This window comes from Serratia sp. Z4 (genome assembly GCF_009900725.1).
Lineage (GTDB): Bacteria > Pseudomonadota > Gammaproteobacteria > Enterobacterales > Enterobacteriaceae > Serratia > Serratia nematodiphila.
Genome location: NZ_JAAABD010000001.1, coordinates 1,137,439 through 1,158,499 on the forward strand (window position 1 = coordinate 1,137,439; position 21,061 = coordinate 1,158,499).

At 54.4% G+C, this 21,061-nt stretch carries 26 protein-coding genes and 2 pseudogenes; 17 read left to right on the forward strand and 11 right to left on the reverse strand.

Translation table 11 applies throughout. The features are described from left to right. The first annotated feature begins 66 nt into the window (after positions 1–66). Positions 67–2,100, forward strand: a complete 2,034-nt coding sequence (locus GT753_RS05660) for a S9 family peptidase (protein WP_160125369.1) — start codon at positions 67–69, stop codon at positions 2,098–2,100. A gap of 35 nt (positions 2,101–2,135) precedes the next feature. Here GT753_RS05660 and exoX read toward each other — a convergent pair whose 3' ends face one another. Next, complete coding sequence (gene exoX / locus GT753_RS05665; protein WP_033644251.1) at positions 2,136–2,804, reverse strand: exodeoxyribonuclease X; 669 nt, start codon at positions 2,802–2,804, stop codon at positions 2,136–2,138. A 26-nt stretch (positions 2,805–2,830) separates the two neighbouring features. Further along, on the reverse strand, positions 2,831–3,574 hold the full coding sequence (locus GT753_RS05670; RefSeq protein WP_160125370.1) for a carbon-nitrogen hydrolase family protein: 744 nt from the start codon (positions 3,572–3,574) through the stop codon (positions 2,831–2,833). A 369-nt stretch (positions 3,575–3,943) separates the two neighbouring features. Between GT753_RS05670 and dksA the strand changes: the two genes are divergently transcribed. Beyond that, positions 3,944–4,369: an RNA polymerase-binding protein DksA gene (gene dksA / locus GT753_RS05675; RefSeq protein ID WP_019456414.1), complete on the forward strand. Its 426-nt coding sequence runs from the start codon at positions 3,944–3,946 to the stop codon at positions 4,367–4,369. A gap of 4 nt (positions 4,370–4,373) precedes the next feature. Here the strand turns inward: dksA and GT753_RS05680 are convergent, their stop codons facing one another. Then, a complete protein-coding gene (locus GT753_RS05680; protein WP_160125371.1) occupies positions 4,374–5,270 on the reverse strand; it encodes a LysR family transcriptional regulator in 897 nt (298 codons plus the stop codon). Positions 5,271–5,418: 148 nt separating this feature from the next. Here GT753_RS05680 and GT753_RS05685 point away from each other — a divergent pair, with 148 nt between their 5' ends. Next, a complete protein-coding gene (locus GT753_RS05685; protein WP_076740331.1) occupies positions 5,419–5,814 on the forward strand; it encodes a RidA family protein in 396 nt (131 codons plus the stop codon). 156 nt (positions 5,815–5,970) lie between these two features. After that, a complete protein-coding gene (pip, locus tag GT753_RS05690; protein WP_025159932.1) occupies positions 5,971–6,924 on the forward strand; it encodes a prolyl aminopeptidase in 954 nt (317 codons plus the stop codon). A gap of 31 nt (positions 6,925–6,955) precedes the next feature. On the opposite strand, the gene GT753_RS05695 is transcribed toward pip, so the two are convergent. Continuing rightward, positions 6,956–7,186 carry a DNA polymerase III subunit theta gene (locus tag GT753_RS05695; protein WP_019454717.1) on the reverse strand — a complete coding sequence of 77 codons (231 nt, stop codon included), beginning with the start codon at positions 7,184–7,186 and terminating at the stop codon, positions 6,956–6,958. 344 nt (positions 7,187–7,530) lie between these two features. Between GT753_RS05695 and ftnA the strand changes: the two genes are divergently transcribed. From ftnA to GT753_RS05715, 4 genes are all read left to right on the forward strand, one after another. After that, complete coding sequence (gene ftnA / locus GT753_RS05700; RefSeq protein WP_015377481.1) at positions 7,531–8,049, forward strand: non-heme ferritin; 519 nt, start codon at positions 7,531–7,533, stop codon at positions 8,047–8,049. A gap of 291 nt (positions 8,050–8,340) precedes the next feature. Next, positions 8,341–8,757 (forward strand): CopC domain-containing protein YobA, encoded by a 417-nt coding sequence (gene yobA, locus GT753_RS05705; RefSeq protein WP_046686875.1) that lies wholly within the window; start codon positions 8,341–8,343, stop codon positions 8,755–8,757. Between the two features lie 2 nt (positions 8,758–8,759). Continuing rightward, the gene (gene copD, locus GT753_RS05710; protein WP_160125372.1) at positions 8,760–9,641 is read left to right on the forward strand and encodes a copper homeostasis membrane protein CopD; all 882 of its coding nucleotides are present in this window, start codon (positions 8,760–8,762) and stop codon (positions 9,639–9,641) included. Between the two features lie 69 nt (positions 9,642–9,710). After that, entirely contained in the window at positions 9,711–10,052 is a 342-nt protein-coding gene (locus GT753_RS05715; protein WP_004940890.1) for a YebY family protein, read from the forward strand. A gap of 315 nt (positions 10,053–10,367) precedes the next feature. Here GT753_RS05715 and GT753_RS25805 read toward each other — a convergent pair whose 3' ends face one another. After that, a complete protein-coding gene (locus GT753_RS25805; RefSeq protein WP_021504855.1) occupies positions 10,368–10,538 on the reverse strand; it encodes a tyrosine-type recombinase/integrase in 171 nt (56 codons plus the stop codon). Positions 10,539–11,014: 476 nt separating this feature from the next. Between GT753_RS25805 and GT753_RS25955 the strand changes: the two are divergent. Beyond that, positions 11,015–11,176, forward strand: a pseudogene (locus GT753_RS25955) (hypothetical protein); the annotation flags it as partial. 1 nt (position 11,177) lies between these two features. Here the strand turns inward: GT753_RS25955 and GT753_RS05730 are convergent. From GT753_RS05730 to GT753_RS05740, 3 genes are read right to left on the reverse strand one after another with little or no spacing between them, the layout of a single operon-like run. Then, positions 11,178–12,632 carry a glucosyltransferase domain-containing protein gene (locus GT753_RS05730; protein ID WP_230857978.1) on the reverse strand — a complete coding sequence of 485 codons (1,455 nt, stop codon included), beginning with the start codon at positions 12,630–12,632 and terminating at the stop codon, positions 11,178–11,180. Position 12,633: 1 nt separating this feature from the next. Further along, entirely contained in the window at positions 12,634–13,545 is a 912-nt protein-coding gene (locus GT753_RS05735; protein ID WP_160125373.1) for a glycosyltransferase family 2 protein, read from the reverse strand. Then, positions 13,542–13,898 carry a GtrA family protein gene (locus GT753_RS05740; protein WP_072271515.1) on the reverse strand — a complete coding sequence of 119 codons (357 nt, stop codon included), beginning with the start codon at positions 13,896–13,898 and terminating at the stop codon, positions 13,542–13,544. The genes GT753_RS05735 and GT753_RS05740 overlap by 4 nt, the downstream gene beginning before the upstream one ends. Before the next feature lie 373 nt (positions 13,899–14,271). Here GT753_RS05740 and GT753_RS05745 point away from each other — a divergent pair. The 4 genes and pseudogenes from GT753_RS05745 to GT753_RS05760 form a co-directional block, all read left to right on the forward strand. Beyond that, a pseudogene (locus GT753_RS05745) lies at positions 14,272–14,811 on the forward strand (DNA polymerase V subunit UmuC); the annotation flags it as partial. Between the two features lie 133 nt (positions 14,812–14,944). Then, positions 14,945–15,145, forward strand: a complete 201-nt coding sequence (locus GT753_RS05750; RefSeq protein ID WP_160125374.1) for a hypothetical protein — start codon at positions 14,945–14,947, stop codon at positions 15,143–15,145. Between the two features lie 177 nt (positions 15,146–15,322). After that, a complete protein-coding gene (locus GT753_RS05755) occupies positions 15,323–15,871 on the forward strand; it encodes a hypothetical protein (protein WP_021504851.1) in 549 nt (182 codons plus the stop codon). 313 nt (positions 15,872–16,184) lie between these two features. Continuing rightward, positions 16,185–16,589, forward strand: a complete 405-nt coding sequence (locus GT753_RS05760; RefSeq protein WP_160125375.1) for a hypothetical protein — start codon at positions 16,185–16,187, stop codon at positions 16,587–16,589. On the opposite strand, the gene GT753_RS05765 is transcribed toward GT753_RS05760, so the two are convergent. Next, on the reverse strand, positions 16,586–16,804 hold the full coding sequence (locus GT753_RS05765) for a hypothetical protein (protein ID WP_044032093.1): 219 nt from the start codon (positions 16,802–16,804) through the stop codon (positions 16,586–16,588). The two genes, GT753_RS05760 and GT753_RS05765, sit on opposite strands and share 4 nt — an antisense overlap. Before the next feature lie 74 nt (positions 16,805–16,878). Continuing rightward, entirely contained in the window at positions 16,879–17,229 is a 351-nt protein-coding gene (locus GT753_RS05770; protein ID WP_099982658.1) for a hypothetical protein, read from the reverse strand. Between the two features lie 248 nt (positions 17,230–17,477). Between GT753_RS05770 and GT753_RS05775 the strand changes: the two genes are divergently transcribed. Beyond that, positions 17,478–17,828: a DUF4377 domain-containing protein gene (locus GT753_RS05775; protein ID WP_004940949.1), complete on the forward strand. Its 351-nt coding sequence runs from the start codon at positions 17,478–17,480 to the stop codon at positions 17,826–17,828. A 39-nt stretch (positions 17,829–17,867) separates the two neighbouring features. Here GT753_RS05775 and GT753_RS05780 read toward each other — a convergent pair whose 3' ends face one another. Next, a complete protein-coding gene (locus GT753_RS05780; RefSeq protein WP_075685384.1) occupies positions 17,868–18,704 on the reverse strand; it encodes an aminoglycoside phosphotransferase family protein in 837 nt (278 codons plus the stop codon). Between the two features lie 201 nt (positions 18,705–18,905). Between GT753_RS05780 and fabV the strand changes: the two genes are divergently transcribed. The 3 genes from fabV (at position 18,906) to GT753_RS05795 (ending at position 21,027) form a co-directional block, all read left to right on the forward strand. After that, on the forward strand, positions 18,906–20,105 hold the full coding sequence (gene fabV, locus GT753_RS05785; RefSeq protein WP_021504847.1) for an enoyl-ACP reductase FabV: 1,200 nt from the start codon (positions 18,906–18,908) through the stop codon (positions 20,103–20,105). Between the two features lie 226 nt (positions 20,106–20,331). Continuing rightward, entirely contained in the window at positions 20,332–20,550 is a 219-nt protein-coding gene (locus tag GT753_RS05790) for a hypothetical protein (RefSeq protein ID WP_021504846.1), read from the forward strand. Between the two features lie 171 nt (positions 20,551–20,721). Beyond that, on the forward strand, positions 20,722–21,027 hold the full coding sequence (locus GT753_RS05795; protein ID WP_004940954.1) for a hypothetical protein: 306 nt from the start codon (positions 20,722–20,724) through the stop codon (positions 21,025–21,027). The last annotated feature ends 34 nt before the right edge of the window (positions 21,028–21,061 follow it).

A 21,061-nucleotide genomic window follows, 5' to 3' on the forward strand; every position in this document is an offset into this window, starting at 1 on the left:
CCGCTTGGCAAGCCGGGGGGAATCGTGTCACTCTTGCCGCAATCTATGTAAGCGGATGATTTAGCAATGATGACCCCACCGAAAGCGGAAAAACGCCCTTATCCCATCACCATTCACGGCGACACGCGCGTGGATGACTACTACTGGCTGCGCGACGACGAGCGCGCAGACCGCCAGGTGCTGGACTACCTGCAGGCGGAGAACGCCTACACCGATGCGATGCTGAAACCGCAGCAGGCGCTGCGCGAAACCCTGTACGAAGAGATGGTGGCGCGCATTCCGCAGCAGGAACATTCGGTGCCTTACGTGCGCCACGGCTATCGCTATCAGACGCGCTACGAGCCGGGCAACGAATACGCGATTTATGTGCGCCAGCCGCAGGCCGAGAGCGAGCACTGGGAAGTGCTTATCGACGGCAACCAGCGCGCCGAGAACCACGAGTTTTACACCCTGGGCGGGCTGGACGTCAGCCCAGACAATCAGCGGCTGGGGGTGGCGGAGGATTTCCTGTCGCGCCGTCAGTATGACATTCGCTTCAAGAACCCGGCCGACGGCAGTTGGGCGGAGGAAGTGTTGGAAAACACCTCCGGCAGCTTCGAGTGGGCTAACGACTCCTCGACGGTGTACTACGTGCGCAAGCACGCCAAGACGCTGTTGCCGTATCAGGTCTATCGCCACGTGGTGGGCAGCGATCCGCAGCAGGACGAGCTGATTTACGAAGAGCTGGACGATACCTTTTACGTCGGGCTGGAGAAGACCACCTCCGAGCGTTTTATCCTGATCCACCTGAGCAGCACCACCACCTCGGAGATCCTGCTGCTGGACGCCGATCGTGCGGACGCCAAGCCGCAGCTGTTCGTGCCGCGCCGCAAGGATCACGAGTACGCCATCGATCACTATCACCAGCATTTCTACATCCGCTCCAACAAGGACGGCAAGAACTTCGGCCTGTACCAAAGCGAGCAGGCGGACGAAGCGCAGTGGCAGACGCTGATCGCCCCGCGCGCCGACGTAATGCTGGAGGGCTTCAGCCTGTTCCGCGATTGGTTGGTGGTGGAAGAGCGCAATGCCGGCCTGACGCTGCTGCGCCAGATCCACTGGCAGACGGGCGAAGAGAAGCGCATCGCCTTCGACGATCCGACCTACACCACCTGGCTGGCGTATAACCCGGATCCGGAAACCGCGCTGCTGCGCTACGGCTATTCGTCGATGACCACCCCGACCACGCTGTACGAGCTGAATATGGACAGCGGCGAGCGGACGATGCTCAAACAGCAGGAGGTGAAGAACTTCACGCCGGAAAACTACCGCAGCGAGCGGGTGTGGGTGAAGGCGCGCGACGGCGTCGAGGTGCCGGTCTCACTGGTGTATCGCCAGGACAGCTTCCAGCGCGGCGCCAACCCGCTGATGGTGTACGGCTACGGCTCTTACGGCAGCAGCATGGATCCGGCGTTCAGCGCCAGCCGCCTGAGCCTGCTGGATCGCGGTGTCGTGTTCGCGCTGGCGCACATTCGCGGCGGCGGTGAGCTGGGGCAGCTGTGGTATGAAGACGGCAAACTGTTCAACAAGCAGAACACCTTCAACGACTTTATCGACGTGACCGAAACGCTGATCGCCCAGGGGTACGGCGACGGCAAGCGGGTGTTCGCCATGGGCGGCAGCGCCGGCGGCCTGCTGATGGGCGCGGTGATCAACCAGGCGCCGCAGCTGTTCCACGGCGTGGTGGCGCAGGTGCCGTTCGTCGACGTGGTAACCACCATGCTGGACGAGTCGATCCCGCTGACCACCGGCGAATACGACGAGTGGGGTAACCCGAACGAGCAGGCCTATTACGACTACATCAAACAGTACAGCCCGTACGATCAGGTGAAGGCGCAGGCATACCCGCATCTGCTGGTGACCACCGGCCTGCACGATTCGCAGGTGCAGTATTGGGAGCCGGCCAAGTGGGTGGCCAAGCTGCGCGAGCTGAAAACCGACGATCGGCAGCTGCTGCTGTATACCGACATGGATGCCGGCCACGGCGGCAAATCCGGCCGCTTCAAGGCCTATGAGGATATTGCGCTGGAGTACGCCTTCATTCTGGCGCTGGCGGAGTAACGGCGAACAGCGGGCGGCCTGCGCCGCCCGCTGTTCTAGCCAATCAGATAGTATTTCAGCGTGTGTTTCATGTCCGGGCTCAGATCGTCGATGGATTTCAGCATCCAGCGCAGATAGCCGGGATCTTCCTGGGCGATGCGATCGATTTCCTGCCCGCGATACTTGCCGAATTTGAACTTCTTCAGCAGCACCGGCTGTTCGGTGATCTGCACCATTTGCTCCGGCGTCCAGCCCGAATCCTTGATGATGCGCTGCAGCAGCGCGGCGGTGACGTAGCAGTCGTACAGCGCGCGGTGCGGGTACAGCGTGGCGTCAGCCGGCAGCTGCACGTCCAGGTTCAGCGCGTAGCGCAGATACTGGTTGCCGTACTTGATGTCCGGATACAGCGTGCGCGCCAGCTTGAGGGTGCAGATCCAGGCGCCGTTCATCTCCGGCAGCACGCCGCGATCGAAAGCGGCGTTGTGTGCCACATAGTAGGGGCTGCCCTGATAGCGGCCGATCGCCACCGCAATGCGCGGTTTGCCTTCCACCATCTGTTCGGTGATGTGATGAATCGCCATCGCGTCCAGGCTGATGGGGCGATCCGGGCTGATCAGATCGCTCATCGGGTTGGTTAACTGGCCGTCGAGCAGATCGAGGGAGGCCACTTCCACCACGCCGCCGTCCAGCCCGCAGGTCTCGGTATCTATTACGCGTAACGTCATGCTTTCCTCCGCGTTGCCGTCAGGCTCTAGCTTAACCGGCACAGGTGGCCGTGCCAACCGTCGGCGCTCCTGCTCGCGATGACCAGCCCGGGGGCGTCGCCCGGCGCGGCAATCAGGCGCTCTCCCGTTTCATCCCAGATGGCGCTGCGGCCCGCTGGGATCCAGCCGCCGGTCGGTGCCGCATGGTTGGCCATCAGCGTGAGCATGCCGTAACGGCGGGCATAGTCCGCCAGCGCGGCGCAGTCTTTCGCGTAACCCGCTTCAGAGATCAGTACGCCGGCGGCATAAATATGCGCACCCGCCTGTGCGGCGGCACTGGCATGAGCGGGTTGCGAGGTGTCGGCGCAGATAGCCAGCGCGATACGTTGCTGGTGCATTGCCAGCAACGAGCCGCCCACACCGGGCGAGAAGTATTGCTGTTCCGCGCCGTGCAGATGCTGTTTGGTGTAGGTGGCTAGCGCGCCGCTGGGGTGAAAAATCAAGGCGGCGATATACAATGCCGGGCCGCTGCGTAAGGGCGCGCCGACGATGATCGTCATCTGCCGCGCTCGCGCCGCCGCACTGAGCGGCTGCAGGCGGGGATCATCCAGAGTCAGCGCCAATGCAGGCGCCTCGGCCAACTCATAGCCGCTTAGCGACAGTTCGGGAAACACCAGCAGCTGCACCTGCCGATCGGCTGCCTGCGCGATAAATTCAAGATGACGCTCAAGATTGCAGGCGATATCGGCGGCGGCGGGGTATTGGGCGGCAGCGAGGGTGAAGCGGGGCATCGGCCATCTCTCCTGTAAGGCAATAAAAAACCCGCCTTGGCGGGTTTAATGACGGATGGAAGGACGCTTACTCACCAGACGGATGCGCTTTTTTGGCGCGTTTCTCCGCACGTTTCTCAGCTGGGGTTTTCAACGGCTTCTTCTTCGCATTTTTTTTGCTATCCATTCCCTTACTCATGATGGCCTCTCGTTACCTATGATTGGGTGGCTTGCTCAGCCATTAACCGCCTAAAGCCGGCAGGATGCAAGCGACAAAGTGCGAATTGCTCTTAACCGGCTGTTTGCACGTGAAATTTTGTTTTTGGATGACCGGGTGATAAAAATAATTATTATGTTATAATATTACACTTTTAATGTTCGGAGAACGCAATGACTGTGATGGCATTACCGGATGCGCAGCAACTGCTGGCCATGCCGGATTCTGATTATATGAACTCGGTTCAACGGGCGTTTTTCCGTCAGCTGCTGCAGGATGAGCGGCAAAAGCTGCTGTTGCATATCGATGAGCTGAAGAGCGAGATCGACGGCGGCGAAGCGACGGGCGATGAGGCCGACAAGGCGGCGCGCGAAGAGGATCTGCGCTTGCTGTTCCGCCAGTTGGATCGCGAAAGCCGCCTGTTGCCGAAAATCGATGCGGCGCTGGCGCGTTTGCAGAACGGCGAATACGGCTACTGCCGCGAAACCGGCGAACCCATCGGGCTGGCGCGCCTGCTGCTGCGCCCGACGGCGGAGCTGAGCATCGAGGCGAAAACCGCGCAGGAGATGCGCGAGCCGCATATGCGTAAAGGCGGGTAAGGTTTCAGCCGCCTAGCGTATCCACCAAGAGATCGAGAAAGCGCCTGACACGGGGTTCCAGCAGGCGCTTATTCGGATAGAGCGCCACAATCCTGACTTCTTCACCCTCCACGGCGCGCAGCACCTGCTGCAGACGACCGGTGGCCAAATCCTCCGCAATCATAAACTCCGGCAGATACGCGATGCCCAACCCAGCCAAAGCGGCATCGTGCAGCGCTTCTCCGCTGTCCAGCCGCAGGCGGCCGCGAACTGGAGCCTTGACCCATTCGCCGCGCTCGTCACGCAACCGCCAGAGCTGTTTTTGGTTGCGGCTGCTGAACAGCAGAGCCTCGTGCCCGGCGAGCGACTCAACGGTATGCGGTTCGCCACGGGCGGCGAGGTAGGCGGGGGAGGCGCACAGCAGGGCGGGATACCTGGCGAGGGTTCTGGACACCAGCCGGGTATCCGGCGCCGTGACGCCGATCCGTACTGCCAAATCAAACCCTTCTTCCACGACATCCGCCAGGCGATCGGAAAAACTGATCTCCACCTGCACCTCAGGCCAGGCGACGAGAAATTTCGGCACCAGCGGCAACAGGATCCGTCTGCCGAAGGCGGAAGGGGCGGTCAACCGCAGCACTCCGCGTGCGGTGCCCTTGTCGCCGGCCACGCTGGCCTCGGCATCGTCGACCGATGCGAGGATCTGCAGACCGCGCCGATAAAACTCCCGCCCCTCGTCGGTCAGGCCAAGTGAACGCGTGGTGCGATGTAACAGCCGCACGCTCAGCCGCTGCTCCAGACGCGCGATGGCTTTGCCCGCCGCCGAGCGCGACAGCCCCATCGTCTGTCCGCCGGCGACAAAACTGCCGGCGTCGACGACGGCCATGAAAACCTGAATGTCATTGAGATTCGCCCGCAACATGCCGCCCCCCGAGATTCGATGATAAGATAATTAATTTAACATATTCAATGAATTAACTGCATATCCAATGTCGTTTCAGTGACGACGTCCATTCGTCAATCAAACGATTATAGTCGCCATGGAAACGATAAACGGTTGGAGAAGCAGCATGAAAAATGGCATCACGCACTACCAGCACGGGGTCATTTGGGAAGAGGAGAATGGCGTGTCCCAAGGCTATCGCGTCAAGGATACCCTCTACATCTCGGGGCAGTTTTCCCATGATATGCAGGGGGAGTTTGTCGGCCCGGGCGATATCGAACGGCAAACCCAACAGACGTTGGACAATCTGGATCGGGTATTGGCGGGATTCGGCGCCGAACGTTCGAACCTGGCGTATGTGGAGATCTATCTGACCGATGTACAGGCGCATTTTGAACCCTGCGTTGCGTTGTTCAAACGCTATGTCGGCGATCACCGGCCCGCCGGTTCGCTGATCGGCGTCACCGGGCTGGCTTCGCCCGAGCAATTGGTGGAGATCAGTGCGATTGCGCACCTGAACTGATCGGGCCTGTGGGCGTTTTGCAAGCAGGTCGTTGTGATTTTGAGCAAACGCGCGCCGAGTTCCCGGCGCGCGTTTGAGTTTTCAGGTTTTACCGTTGACCTGCCGGGCGGCTTCCGCTTTGATGAAAGCATGACTCACAGAGAGACGGAAAGCGCCATGGAACAATTACGAGGTTTGTACCCGCCGTTAGCGGCATACGACAGCGGTTGGCTGGACACTGGGGATGGCCACCGGATCTACTGGGAGCTGAGCGGTAACCCGAACGGTAAGCCGGCGGTTTTCATTCACGGCGGGCCGGGCGGCGGCATCTCTCCGCACCATCGCCAGCTGTTCGATCCCGAACGCTATAAGGTGTTGCTGTTCGATCAGCGCGGCTGCGGCCGTTCCCGTCCGCACGCCAGCCTGGACAACAACACCACCTGGCATTTGGTGGCCGATATTGAGCGGCTGCGGGAAATGGCCGGCGTCGAACAATGGTTGGTGTTCGGCGGTTCCTGGGGATCGACGCTGGCGCTTGCCTATGCGCAGACCCACCCGGAACGCGTCAGTGAAATGGTGCTGCGCGGCATCTTCACCCTGCGCAAGCAGGAGCTGCATTGGTATTACCAGGACGGCGCTTCGCGCTTCTTCCCGGATAAATGGGAGCGCGTGCTGTCCATCCTCTCGGATGACGAGCGCAAAGACGTGATCGCCGCCTACCGGCAGCGGCTGACCTCGACCGATCCGCAGGTGCAGCTCGAAGCGGCCAAGCTGTGGAGCGTGTGGGAAGGGGAGACCGTCACGCTGCTGCCGAGCCGCGAGTCTGCGTCGTTCGGCGAGGATGATTTCGCGCTGGCGTTCGCCCGTATTGAAAACCACTACTTCACCCATCTGGGGTTCCTGGAAAGCGACGACCAACTGCTGCGCAACGTGCCGCTGATCCGCCATATTCCGGCGGTGATCGTCCACGGCCGTTATGACATGGCCTGTCAGGTGCAGAATGCCTGGGACCTGGCCAAGGCCTGGCCGGAAGCGGAGTTGCATATCGTGGAAGGGGCGGGGCATTCGTATGACGAACCGGGCATCTTGCACCAACTGATGATCGCCACCGACCGGTTCGCCGGCAAGTGACGCAAAAAACCCGCCGTTACGGCGGGTTTTTTTATTTGGCCTTTGGCTCGTACGGCAGGCGCGAAAACCTGTGGGATTCCGCGCGGTAATGCGCCACGCGCTCGCGAAAATAGTCGCGCAGCGCTTCCGGCTGCTCGCGCTCTACCACTTCCGGGATCACCGGCATGTTGTAGCGCTCTTTGTACGCCACGCCTGAGGCGGCGAGATCCACATTCACCCTGTCCATTTCCTCTTTGGGCAGCTCGGCCAGATTGTAACCCACGCTATGCTCCTTACTTACTTTGCCGCATTGAATCTGCGCAGAAGGTAATCCACCCGGCGGCGCTTGGCAAGCCCATTACGCCGTTGCCGGGAGCGATATTTATCCAGCAGTAATGCAATCTATTTATTCTTTTAAATAAGAATGATTCGCTTTTTGATTAAACTAAAAGATGAAAATAATTATCATGTGAATTCTCAACGTGGGGTTGATATTTTAATTTATTGATATTTATGATTTTTATAATTAATGTTTGCTTGGTGTGAATAATGTGTTTTTATTTTTACGGCAGCAAGGCATAATGCGCGGAAATTAAATTCATGACCTGCAAAATAAAAGGAATCATTATGCTGACGCAAGAAATGACTCAAAAGCTGAATGAGCAACTGAATCTGGAGTTCTACTCCGCCAACCTGTATCTGCAGATGAGCGCATGGTGCAGCGATAAAGGCTTTGAAGGCGCCGCCGCATTTCTTAAAGAGCATTCTCAGGAAGAGATGCAGCATATGCAACGTTTGTTCGACTATCTGAGCGACACCGGCTCTCTGCCGCTGCTGGGCACCATCGCCGCGCCGCCGGTGGCGTTTGAGTCGCTGGCGGACGTGTTCCAGCAGACCTACGAACACGAACAGCTGATCACTCGTCAGATCAACGAACTGGCGCACGCCGCCATGACCGCACACGATTACTCCACCTTCAACTTCCTGCAGTGGTACGTGGCGGAGCAGCATGAAGAAGAGAAACTGTTCAAATCCGTGCTGGACAAGCTGGCGCTGGTGGGCACCAGCGGCAAGGGCCTGTTCTTCATCGACAAAGATCTGAAGAAAATGGGCGCGATGGGCCAGGGCGGCAACGACCAGGCCTGATCTGCACCAGAGCATCGAAAAACCGCGCGCGGGCGAGCCTGATGCGCGGTTTTTTTTACCCTGCGTTTATCGCGGTTATGCGGCGATACGTGCTGCCGGATCGCAAAATGCCAGTGATGTGCTCGACTTGCCGCGGCGTGGTCGTTATGATTTACCGCGATACGCTACAGGGATGGTAGAGTCAAAACAGCGGGTTAGCCGATACAACCCGTTTTTCTGTTTACCCGTGGCGCAATCATTGCGGTGGGTTGGGGCCGCTGATACATCGCCTTGGCTGTGGCCTTAACCCTTATGACCCTCTTTATATTGTTAAGGGATACCACTGTGATCGGTAAAATTCGTTCCTCCTGTCGCCTGCTTTCCACCGTTTTCGTTCTGTTCGTCGGCCTGTCTTCGCAGCAAGCGCTGGCGCACGCCCACCTGAAAGTGGAAACGCCGAAGGCCGACGCCAGCGTCAGCCCGGCACCGAAGGCGCTGACCCTCAGCTTCTCCGAAGGCATCGAGCCGAACTTCAGCGGCGTGAAAATCACCGGCCCGGACAACGCCGTGGTGAAAACCGGCAAGCTGCAGCTCGATCCGAACAACAACACCCAGGTCAACGTGCCGATTGAAGGCGAGCTGAGCGCGGGCAAATACAACGTCAGCTGGCATGTGGTGTCGGTCGACGGGCATAAAACCAAAGGCCAGTACAGCTTCACCGTAAACTGACCGTGAGTCTGGCGACCCTGTTCGTTCTGTGTCGCTTGGTGCACTTTGCGGCGGTGATGCTGATGTTCGGCATCAGCCTGTTCACCGCCTTATTGTCACCGCAGCGCCTCTCCCCGATCCTCTCCCGCGATGTGCGTCCGCTGCTGCTTGCCGGCACCTGGATTGCCGGGCTTTCCGCCGTGGCGCTGCTGGCCATCCAGGCCGGGCAGATGGGCGACGGTTGGCAAGACGCCTGGCGGCTGGAGGTCTGGTGGGCGGTGCTCGGCACCACCTTCGGCGAAGTGTGGCGCTGGCATCTGGGCCTGACGCTGCTGGCGATCCTGGGCCTGCTGCTGCCGGAACGGCCGCGCGCGCATGCGTTGGTGCTGTGCTCGGCGCTGCTGCTGGTGAGCCTGGCGTTCATCGGCCACGCGGCGATGCATGAAGGCGCGTTGGGCGCGCTGCACCGAGCCAACCATGCGGTGCACCTGCTGGCCGCAGGCTACTGGTTCGGCAGCCTGGCGCCGCTGCTGGTTTGCCTGCGTTACCTGCAGCCGCCGCAATGGCGCAGCGACGCCATCACCACGCTGATCCGTTTCTCGCGCTGGGGGCACCTGGCGGTGGTGGCGGTGATCGTCACCGGCATCGTCAACAGCCTGATCATTCTCGGCGGTTGGCCGCTCAACCTCGGCTCGCCTTATCAGCGCCTGCTGCTGATCAAAACCGCGCTGGTGGCGCTGATGGTGATGGTGGCGCTGGCCAATCGCTACGCCATCGTGCCGGCGATGAGCCGCGTACCGGCGCTGGCGCAGCGTGGCGTGGTGCTGGCCTGCTGGCTCGAAGTCGGGTTGGGGATGGCGGTGCTGCTGCTGGTCAGTTTATTTGCAACCTATGCGCCGGTATGACATTTCAGCTTGCCGCAACCGGGCAAGCTGCGGGAAAATCGGCGCGAATAGCAACCTTAAGGCCATCACATGAAATCGGTATTACTCGGCATTACGCTGCTGGCAACCGCGACCGGCGCGCTGGCGGCAGACAAACTGGTGAACATCACCAAACTGGAGTACGGCAAACAGTGGGCGTTCACCAAGGAAGAAGTGACGCTGCAGTGCCGCAGCGGCGGTGCGCTGTTTGTGCTGAATAACAGCACTCTGATGCAATATCCGCTCAACGACGCGGCGGAGCAGCAGGTGAAGAAGGGCCATCAGCGCGCGCAGCCGCTGGAAGTGATCCTGCTGGACGACCCTGCCGAACCGGGGAAAAAAATGAGCATGGCGCCGTTTATCGAGCGCGCCGAGAAGCTGTGCGCTGACTAACCGCTTGTTTGCCAACGCCTTGCCCAGCGTGCGCAGATTGATGCGCATTTGCCGCATAGTTATTTCGTCACGAAACTATCACGCGGCCGCCGGGCGGCTGGCAAAACTGGCGCGGTAGGCTACTCTTAAAGTGCACGGCTGAACAAGCCCTGCATTAAATGCCAACTTTTAGCGCACGGCTCTCTCCCAAGAGCCATTTCCCTAGACCGAATATAGGAATCGTATTCGGTCTTTTTTTGTGTGATTGATTTATAAGTGTTTTTTCTGAAAAATCGAAATTACTCGAAATTTACTCGAATTTTGATATTCGGTCTTTTACAGCATTACGTACTCTTTCCCCCTCGTGTTGAGATATTTCAACGTCATCGTTTCTGATGAATGCCCCAGCAGTTTTTGCGCAAAATCTTTCCCTCTTTCCTTCTCATACAGCCGGACAGCCAAACTGCGGACCTCGTGACAGGTCGGCGGACTTTCCTCGAAGGACAAACCTGAAGCCTTCCGCGCGGCAACAAATTTTTTCGTTAGCCTGTCCGGATGTAATGAGCCATCAGGGCTGTTTTTGTGTAATCATAAAATCTGTTGTGTTAACCAACCGACAGCGGTCAATCATGGCGCCAAGAACCCCCATGCATTTCAGCTGCAGGTCAAGGGGGAGGGAAAATCATAGCCCCCGTTTTACCTTACTCAATCTGCAGGCAGCCCACTAGAACGTGACGGTCATACACCGCGAAATACAAAAATGCGCGGCAAGGTTACCCCCACATGAAAAAGACGTCATGCGCCGCTTGGCCTGCCATTAAATCGAACCTGCCGTGCGACGGTATGCCATCAACGAGGTATTTTGCAGTCAGTAACTTTGATGCAGCGTAGTTTGGCTCTTGCCCTGCTAAAAAACTCAAGATGGTGCTGGGGGAGAAAGAACGTCGTATTGCGCGTGTGAATCAGGTTACGCAGCCCTAAATAATAAGTTGCTATTGGGTATGGCCACCGATGAAGATAAAGCCAAATTGTGGATATGGATAGACTACCTTAACGAGGTCGAGAAAATTAGCGAAGACGCAGCTCCTGAAAGATCGTGTGGCCGGAACCGAAAAATAAAGCCCTCAGGGCAGAGGGCTGAATAGATCAATTATTATTCGTTCCCAATGATACAATGGCTGTATTATCAGAAATGAACAGAGAGTATTCCTTATTAGTTGAGATTGGCTTAATGCCACTGCTGATCATACGAGAAAGCGCATTTTTATTGCTTTGCTCATCTCCGTAACCATGTAGTGTCTGCGGAAATCCTTTATTAATTAGTTGAAAAGAGGCTAAAAACTCAGATGCAGGGCTAAGGAAATAGCCTATTAATGGTTTGTTGTCCATTAACAATTTAGCCCTTTCATTTATATTGACCTGGCCAACTGTTCCGATGGTGGTAATTTCATTATGAGTGAGCAAGTCACGACTGATCATGTTAAAAATAAAATCTTCATACTCGCGCTGTGATTTAATGGCACTGCCTAGTTGTGCGCTGAATGCAATTGCTGTAATAACAGGAATTAGTGATAAATATTTCAGTTTTGGTAAAAAACAAACAATGGGGATCGAAATTAAAACAAGACACGCTGAGAAGGAAACCAAAGTCCTCGGGAATACCGGAGCATCTTTAATAAATATCGTTGGCCCCATCAGTGAAACTAAAAATATAAATAGGGAAATAACCCAATAAAGACTGAATGATAATATAGATTTTTTCTTATGGCGATTTGCAAACAACATGAAAATCAAGCCAGCAACAACTGGAATCAAAAAATAAATATAAACTGGGCCATGGAAATATGATAGCACCATGTTTTTTAATGAACTAAGCGTAGAGGCTAAATGCTCTAGCCCTTCAGTATTAGCTGATATGATCTCTGCGCGTGAATTACTTTTTGCAGCAAAGAATAACATGTAAACCATGTAAAAAGAGACGAATAAAGCCGTTTTGTTAAGTATTCTTTTTATAATGTCAGTGGCTTTACAGTCATTTTTTACTGCTGCGATCATTACGTCTACAGCAAGTAAACCAATAAATACATTTGCACATGGTTGGTATATGGTTAAAGATAGTACGCCAGCGAACAGTTTTACTAAAGTTTGTCTGGTAGGATTACTGGCTGTATAGGTATAAGCCATAACCGCTAGGAAAAAAGCAATGGACATGCCTAAAGAGTCATATCTGTAAGCGATATTTTGCAGCATGAATGGATTAAAAATTAGAAGAGCCGCAACTAATTTGTGTGAAGGAATTTCTAACCTCGATAAATGGTCGCTAAGTAAAAGCGATGCCCCACCGATAAACAAGCAGGAAGCAATCATAGTATAGGGGTATAGATCAAGGTTATAGTGGCCACTGGCGGATAAAACTTTCATGAGAATATCTGCAACAGGCCGACCTAATCCTCTCCATCCATACTGACCAGTTATGGTTCTATCTAGATCATCCCTATAAAAAATACCAGCTTGGATTAATGGATAAATAAAAAGAAGAGCAATCCCTGAGTAAAGGAGCAGTGCTTTTTTGTCGATTTTACAAAACATTTTAATTCTCATCTCACTTCTTTATTATATAGCGTGGGCGACGTTTGGTCTCAATGTATATTCTACCAATGTATTCCCCAAGCACTCCGATTCCTATAAGCTGTACACCGCCAAGGAAAAGAATGGAAACAATAATTGAAGGGTAGCCAGCTACCGGGTTGCCCCAAATAACCTTATCTATGATCATCCATGCGCCATACATGAAGGAAATTGCAGCAACAAAAAATCCAATGTAAGCCCAAACACGAAGAGGGAAGGTGGAAAAACTTGTAATTCCCTCTATTGCCAAATTCCAAAGCTTCCAGCCATTAAATTTGCTGGTTCCTGCGACTCGCTCAGCTCTAGAGTATTCAACAATTTCAACATTTCCGCCAACCCAGCTAAGGATACCTTTCATAAATAGGTTTCTCTCTGGAAGTAATTTAATGCTTTCTACCACTTCCCTGGTCATCAGCCTAAAATCACCTACATTCTCTTCTATGGCCGGTTTACTTATTTTATTGTGTATTCGATAAAACCATTCTGCTGTTTTTCTCTTCATTCGGCCATCGCATTGCCTATCCATACGTTTAGCCAACACCACATCTGCACCATCTTGCCACTTATTTAATAATAGTGGGATAACATCAATTGGATCTTGAAGGTCAACGTCAATTGGGATAATAGCATCGCCGGTAGCGGCTTCCAAACCAGCAAATAATGCAGGTTCTTTCCCGAAATTCCTGGAAAAATTTATCGATTTAACATTTTGATCATCATTAGATAAGGAAGACAGTATTTCTTCCGTTCTATCTGAGCTACCATCGTTGACGAAAACGATCTCTACATCTATATGCTGAAAAGGTTTGAACTGACGCACAGATTGGTAGAATAGAGGAATTGCTTCTTCCTCGTTGAATACGGGAACTACAAGTGAAATTTTCATTTATCTTCCCTGAAGACAACTAACTTAGAATAAATGAAGCCACAGATTAGGCTGATCACTGAAAAAGTAACGAGAGTTACAATTGGGTTTGCATGTAGCGTATCTGCTGCCCAACCGACAGAGAATGCCATACCTCCCATAAACAACACATACACCATATAGCGGTAAGTTGTAGCTTGAGCCTTGAACGTCCACTTGGCGTTAGCAAAGAACGAAACGGTTACAGCGATGCCAAAAGCGACAACATTTGAAACTGATTGTGAGAAACCGCTAAAGAGCATGAGCCCAAAAACAGCCCAGTGAGCCAGGGTATTCATTACCCCTACAGATGCATAACGTATAAAAGTATTCAATGCGTAAAATTCTTAAATGTTGGTTTGCTATATTCTGCCATCGCATGATATTGATGGCAAAATTTTCTAGCCCATCAAGATGATAAGTAAGCACAATCACCATCGTTAGGGCATGGTGACGTACTGTAGTAACAACGTATGACTCCCAGCACGCCGTCCGTCAGCGTTGCCTCACGCCACCTGATAGTTGGGTTCTGGCGCTCCTCTCAGACTGATATCTCAAGGGATAATGTCGCGATAAACATCAGCCCAGTGTTCTATCTGTGGACGCGAAAACGCGCGCTATGCGCGATTCAACGCGTTGAAGGTGGAACTACCGTCGTGAGTTGTCGCCTGGAGGGAACCCGGCTATTCATCAAAGCTATCTTTCTTTACGTTATGGCGTCCAGATCTGCGAGGGCGTCCTGTCGTCGTTCTGTCGAACAACGACGGCTGCGCCGTAGCCAGGAACAAGGAGGCGAAGGCGTTAGGCTTAAAGATGGGAGAACCTTATTTCAAGATTAAGCGGGAATTTGAGCGCGCAGGGGGCATCGCGTTCAGCGGCAATTATGAGCTATACGCAGATATGTCTCAGCGTGTGATGGTTGTTTTAGAAGAGATGGTGCCACGTGTAGAAGTGTATTCAATTGACGAAAGTTTCCTCGATCTGACTGGCGTTCGTAATTGCATTGATCTTGAGACTTTCGGTCGCCAGGTAAGAGCGAAGGTACTGCGCAACACAGGGCTAACGGTGGGTGTTGGCATGGCCCAAACCAAGACGTTGGCCAAGCTGGCAAACTTCGCGGCGAAGAAGTGGGAAAAGACCGGCGGGGTGGTGGATTTGTCAAACGAAGGGCGCCAGCGCAAATTGATGGGGCTAGCGCCTGTAGAGGAGGTTTGGGGTATCGGACGCAGAATCTCGAAAAAGCTCAACATTTAACTTTCTATGAGCCGATACTGTATCGACTATCTTAATAATATTGAGGTCTTTGTATTTATATGAGAGTGAAATTAATTATTGTGTTTTTTTGGGGGACATTTCAACATCAATGTATGGATGGCAGTAGATGGAATTTAAATTTTTGAAGCAAACGGTTGATTGTATTTTCGATGTTACAGATGCAATGACAACGTTACACTCCGCGGCTGGGAAAAGAATGATGCGTCGGGGCTTGAATAATATAGAAGGTAATTTCCGAACCTGTACCAAAGCCATTGGTATCAGAAAAGGAAATATCAAACTTGTTGTGGAACAATACGAAAGATAGCACCACTGAGGAAAAAGCACAGATACGATATCATATATCATCATTCGGATTGATTAAAAACCACGCATTAGGTTATTGAGTTCAGAGAGAAATTATTAGTCAGAAAAGGATGCTTTGCTTTGCCATAGTTGTACTCTCTGTTAACATATGACGACTTGTTATTTTTGAGGATGGAATATGAAGAAGGGAAAGATATGGAGTGTGGTTCTTGGGGGAGTAGTGCTTGTTCCTGTCATTATGATTTTATCGGTGCCCAGTGAAAAAGCAGAAAAAGTGAGTATGGTTTCGGTTTGCAGTAATTTAACGAAGGACAGGATGAAATCGCCAAGCTCTTATATTCTTGGTGAGTCAGTCGTTCTAGTTAAAGAGGCCAGTGCGAGTGATATAGCCGCTAAGTTTGGTGATGAATCAAAAGCTCGCTTGCGGCGCTTCATTGAAGGTGGTCAATTACAGTATAAACTTGCAGAAGTTTATATAGACTACGAAGCTAAAAACTCATTCGGTACTCTGCTTAAAAATAGTGCGGCTTGCTACTACGATATCATATCGTCAGACTCAGGAAATTCTTACACTATGGCTCGTGCGGATATTGGTGGCCACAGTTTTTCGGGGGCGGACCTGGGGATTATGGTTGGTGTTGATGATGGCAGGATCGGTCGGGGTGGTTTCATGCAAAAATATGAGTATTTGAAAACGGTTCTCTCAGGAGTAATGCGTACAGGATAAATATATTGCGTTAGCCTTACCACCGCTTGGGTGGGGGGGGTTATGCCAAAATTTCAACATATGGCAGCCTTAAATAATAGGTTATTCCCCCCGCAGGCATGCTGTGCGATGCTAAGATTACTGCCACTTATTTATCTTAGGGGCGTTTTTCTGCCCCTATCCCACCCGCACCTATCGCTAATTTAGCAGCACTAAAAGTCATTACGTCATCTATGGCGCTGATAAGCTTCGGCCATTGCTCCCATCAACGGTTTAACGAGAGTGTCATTATGGGAAATATCCCGGCATCAGGCGCTATAAAAGGTAACCCGCAGTGAACGAGCAACTGAGTCAATTAAAGATGATGTTGCCCGGCTATCTCAATGCGTGGCGTGAGGGGGCCTTACCCTCTGACTGGGGGCAGGTGGCTAATCCTGAAGTGGTTGCCGCCCTGTTGGCGGAGTGGGAGGCGCTAAGCGAGTTGGCGTCTCAGTTCGAAACCGCCACTGAAGCCCCCTCCGAACCGGCCGCCTTTTGGCAGGCGCGCGCCGAGCTGATGGCGCAGCGCAATCGTGAGCTTATGGCCCAACTGGCGACGCCAGTCCGTTTGCCCGGCGCACGGGTGGCCTTTTTTGGCTATGTGAAAACGGCCGTGATGGACGCCAGGCAGGTTAAGGCGGCGATTCGCGATGCCGGTTTTATCGTTGCGGGCGGCGCCCCCAACGAGAACACGGCTTAACGCGGTTTCTTCTCAAATTTCTCGGCAAAAAAGAACCGCAGCAATTTATGGGTCCACAGCAGGATGGCGCCAACCACCACCAGCGAGACGACGAAATGCGACAGATTTTTAGGCGCGGCGTAGCCGTGGGTAAAGGAGACCCCCGCGCCGCTGAGCAGCAGGGTGGCGATCCAGAAGCTGAGCAGCAGGCATAAGGTACGAAACAGTTTAAACATGGTTATCACCAAAAATACGGAAAGCACCGACCGAACGGAGAGGCTCAGCCGGGGCTTTGATTAATTAAAACCGCTTAGCGCGAACAGGTATTGCCGCCTTTATTGCTATTGTTATTGCAGCTGCTGCCGCTGTTTTTGTTGCCGCCTTTCCCCATGCCGACGTTGCCGCCGCCTTTGCTGCCCTCCTTGAAGCAGCCGCCGTTGAGCGCGCCCACAGCCAGGCCGCCAAGGCCGCCCAGAGAACCGGTGATCACGCCGTTAACGCAATCCGGCGAGGTGTGCTTGCCGTAGAATCCCTGATTGGATGACCCGCCCCCGTTCTTGTTGCCGCCGTTGTTGTTGACGCGGCCATTGCTGCCGCGGTTGTCGGCAAAGTTACCGGCACCGGCGATCAGGTGAAAGTGTTTGGCATCGATCTCTTGCATAAAATTCCCTCTTTATCGATTCAGTTAAATTCAGTAAAGCTTGCGCAAGCCAGCTGTTTTTAACAGAAAAAATAGCGGGGGTAATTACCGGTTCGGATAAGAACAGGGGGTTTATTTTGCGATATTTTCCAGACTGATAGAGCACAGAGGAATGATATTTGGGGCGTGTGGAACCGTAGCGCTATCTGTTCTCTTGGGTCGGTTAATTTGTTAGCATGGCGCCCCTGGATGACTATTGGTGCAGTACATTGAAAATTAAAGCGTTGTTATTTGTTGCGTTGGCCGCGCTGGCCGGCTGCAGCCAGGAGGGAACCTCGATGAATCAGCCCGCAAACGAGAAAGGCGGCCAAACGGAAGTGTTGCTGGTCAACAGCGCGCTGGTGGACTGCGTGGGCGTCGGCCCGATGAAGTGCATGCAGGTGCGCCGCTCCGCGCAGCAGCCGTGGGAGTTGTTCTATACCGGCATCGAGGGCTTCACCTTCGAACCTGGCTATCAGTATCGATTGAAAGTGCGCGTCACCCCGGTTGAGAACGTACCGGCCGACGCCTCATCGCTGCGTTACACGCTGATCGAGCAGCTGGAAAAAAACAAGGCGTAATGATTATCAGGCCGGGCGAAGTGCGCCCGTCCTGCTGTTTTATAGCGTCAACCCCATCTCCGCCGCGACCTGCTCCAGCTGGTAGCGTGATGTGCGCGTGAGTGAAGGCTCCTTATCGACATAGTAGATGTAAGCGATAACGCCAATCGACAGCGCCCAGGCGCGGCCGCGCCGCCAGGTCTCATCGTCCACTTTCACCGCCTGGCGGAAATGTTCGCGGGCTTCCGCTCCCATCAGGTTCCAGGCAACTATCATATCGACCGCAGGATCGCCGATGGCGATACCGCCCCAGTCGATCACCGCCGCCAACTCACCGTTGTCGATCAGCACATTGCCGGGTTGAATGTCCGTATGCAGCCAGCATGCGCCGCCGGTGTTTTCACTCACCTGGCTCACGCTGTCCCATGCTTGCAGTAGGGCGGCAGCGTCGAGGTGAGGGGCGCACTGGGCAATAGATTCGCGAGTGAGGGCATCTCTGGCGCTGACCGGGCCGCCGCGATAAGCGCTGATCGCGTAGCCTGCGGTTGGGATGGCGTGGAGTGCGCGCACGAACTCACCCAATTGCGTCGCCAGCAGCGGGCTGCACTCGCCGCAGGTGGGCGTGCGGCCGGTGATCCAGCGGCCGATGCTCCAAGCGAAAGGATAGTGGACGTTCGGCTTACCCTGGGCCAAGGGCGCGGAAATCGTCACTGGCAGATGAGGTGCCAGCAACGCGGGGTAGCGGTTCTCGCGCGCCAGCGCTTCGGCCGCCGAGGCGGTACGCGGCAGACGAATCAACAGCTCGTCGCCTAGCCGCAGCATCACGTTGTCGGTACCGCCGGTGGTGACGAGTTCGATGGGCAACGCCGCCCAGGCCGGGAATTGTTCGGCGAGCATGGCTCGGACATGGGGGAGGGAAATCTCGGCCTCATCGGCATGTATTTTGGGAATGGCATTCACCCGGTACGGCTCCTTCACTGGCGCGGGGGGGCGGCCCCGACTGGTCTGTTCACTGCGCTTGTTTTCGCACTTTCTTAAGTATATCGAGAAAATCAGGTATATTGTCCTTCGGTTTTTAGCTACCAAGAAAAAATTACTATGATTATCAAACCTAAAATTCGTGGTTTTATCTGCACCACCGCTCACCCGGCAGGCTGTGAAGCCAACGTCCGTGAGCAAATCGCCTACGTTAAGTCACGCGGCGAACTGAAAAACGGGCCTAAAAAGGTGCTGGTCATTGGTGCATCCACCGGTTACGGTCTGGCCTCGCGCATCAATGCCGCTTTCGGCAGCGGTGCGGCCACCATCGGCGTATTTTTCGAGAAGCCTGGCAGCGAAGGCAAAACCGGTTCCGCCGGTTGGTACAACTCCGCCGGTTTCGACAAGGCAGCTAAAGAAGAAGGCCTGTACGCGAAAAGCATCAACGGCGACGCATTTTCCAACGAGTGCCGTCAGACCGTGATCGATCTGATCAAAAAAGACCTGGGTCAGGTTGACCTGGTGGTTTACTCGCTGGCTTCGCCGGTGCGTAAGATGCCGGAAACCGGCGAAGTGGTGCGTTCCGCACTGAAGCCGATCGGCGAGCCATACAAATCCGTCGCGCTGGACACCAACAAAGACGTGCTGGTTGAAGCCGTGGTCGAGCCGGCCAACGAGCAAGAAATCGCCGACACCGTGAAGGTGATGGGCGGCCAGGACTGGCAGCTGTGGATGGACGCGCTGGACGAAGCGGGCGTGCTGGCGGATAACGCGCAGTCGGTCGCTTACTCCTACATCGGTACCGATCTGACCTGGCCAATTTACTGGCACGGTACGCTGGGCAAGGCGAAAGAAGATCTGGATCGCGCAGCGCACGCCATCAACCAGAAGCTGCAGGCCAAAGGCGGCGCGGCTTACGTTGCGGTGCTCAAGTCGGTAGTGACTCAGGCTTCCTCCGCCATTCCGGTGATGCCGTTGTATATCTCTATCGTGTTCAAAATCATGAAGGAGCAGGGCATTCACGAAGGCTGCATCGAGCAGATCCAGCGTCTGTTCGCCACCAAGCTGTACAGCGGTGCGGCGCCGGATACCGACGAGAAACACCGTCTGCGCCTGGATGACTGGGAACTGCGTGACGAAGTGCAGGAAACCTGCCGTAAAATCTGGCAGCAGCTGAACGACAGCAACATCAACGAACTGACGGATTACCAGGGCTACAAGGCGGAATTCCTGCGCCTGTTCGGCTTCGGTCTGCAGGGCGTTGACTACGACGCCGATCTGAGCGGCGAAGCCAATTTCGATGTGATCGAGCTGGTCTAAGCGCGTCGAGCGGTCAAACAAGGTCGGGTTAGCCCGGCCTTTTTTATTGCCTGCGAATTATCGGGTGGCTAAGCGAAAATGTTTATTTCGGGTTAACAGAGGAACCGGGTGGTTAACATCGGCAGTCGGATGGTGAAATAACGGCGGTTATTAAACTAAAGAAAGTCATTTTTTATTTACCCTTGCCGCCGGCTGCGGGTATTTTATTTCCTTTAAGGAGAAAACCATGACATGGCGTTATTGTGCCACGGTATCGTTGTTTTTGTTGGGCGGCTGCAGCGCGATCCAGCCAACGTCGACGTCCCCGGACTGGTCTCAGCCTCAGCCGGCCACGCGGGAACAGCGGCAACGCATCATGGCGGGTGAGTCTGCCTCGTCGGTATTGCATGAAGGTAATATCGGTATTGGCGGCACGTTAGATGGGGCGAAAATATTCGATCGTTAAACCGCTAAATATATTCAGCCAAATTAATGCGCGCATTCTGCCGATATTGTCGGAGGGTTTACCTTTCCTGCGTTATTCTGCCGTGGCTTGACCATTCATTGCGTTAGCAGACAATTCGTTTTCCTTATAGGGAACCGCCGGTTTATTTCGGCGTAATCAAAGGAGTTGCCCATGACGAAGAACATGGCCGCGATCTTTCTCTTGCTGTTGCCGCCGCTAAGCCAAAGCGCCGGCGCAGCGCGCTACGACAGGCCGTGCGAAGGAGTGTCGCCGGTGCTGTTTCAAAAGCGCCTGAAAGCGCTGGCGCAGGATCTGCGGCAGGAAATGAGCGAGGAAGCGCCGCCGACAGAGCGCGATGCGGAAGAGCTGGCGCGGTTGGCGGAGTGCGCTATCGAGCCCGGCAAAGCGCCCGTCACCGGCGGGCAGCGCGTCTCCCGTTCAGAGGAAAAGCCGACGGCATCGCCGAACGGTTGCTGAGCCGGCGTGCGCGCAGAGTCAAGCGATGTAATGT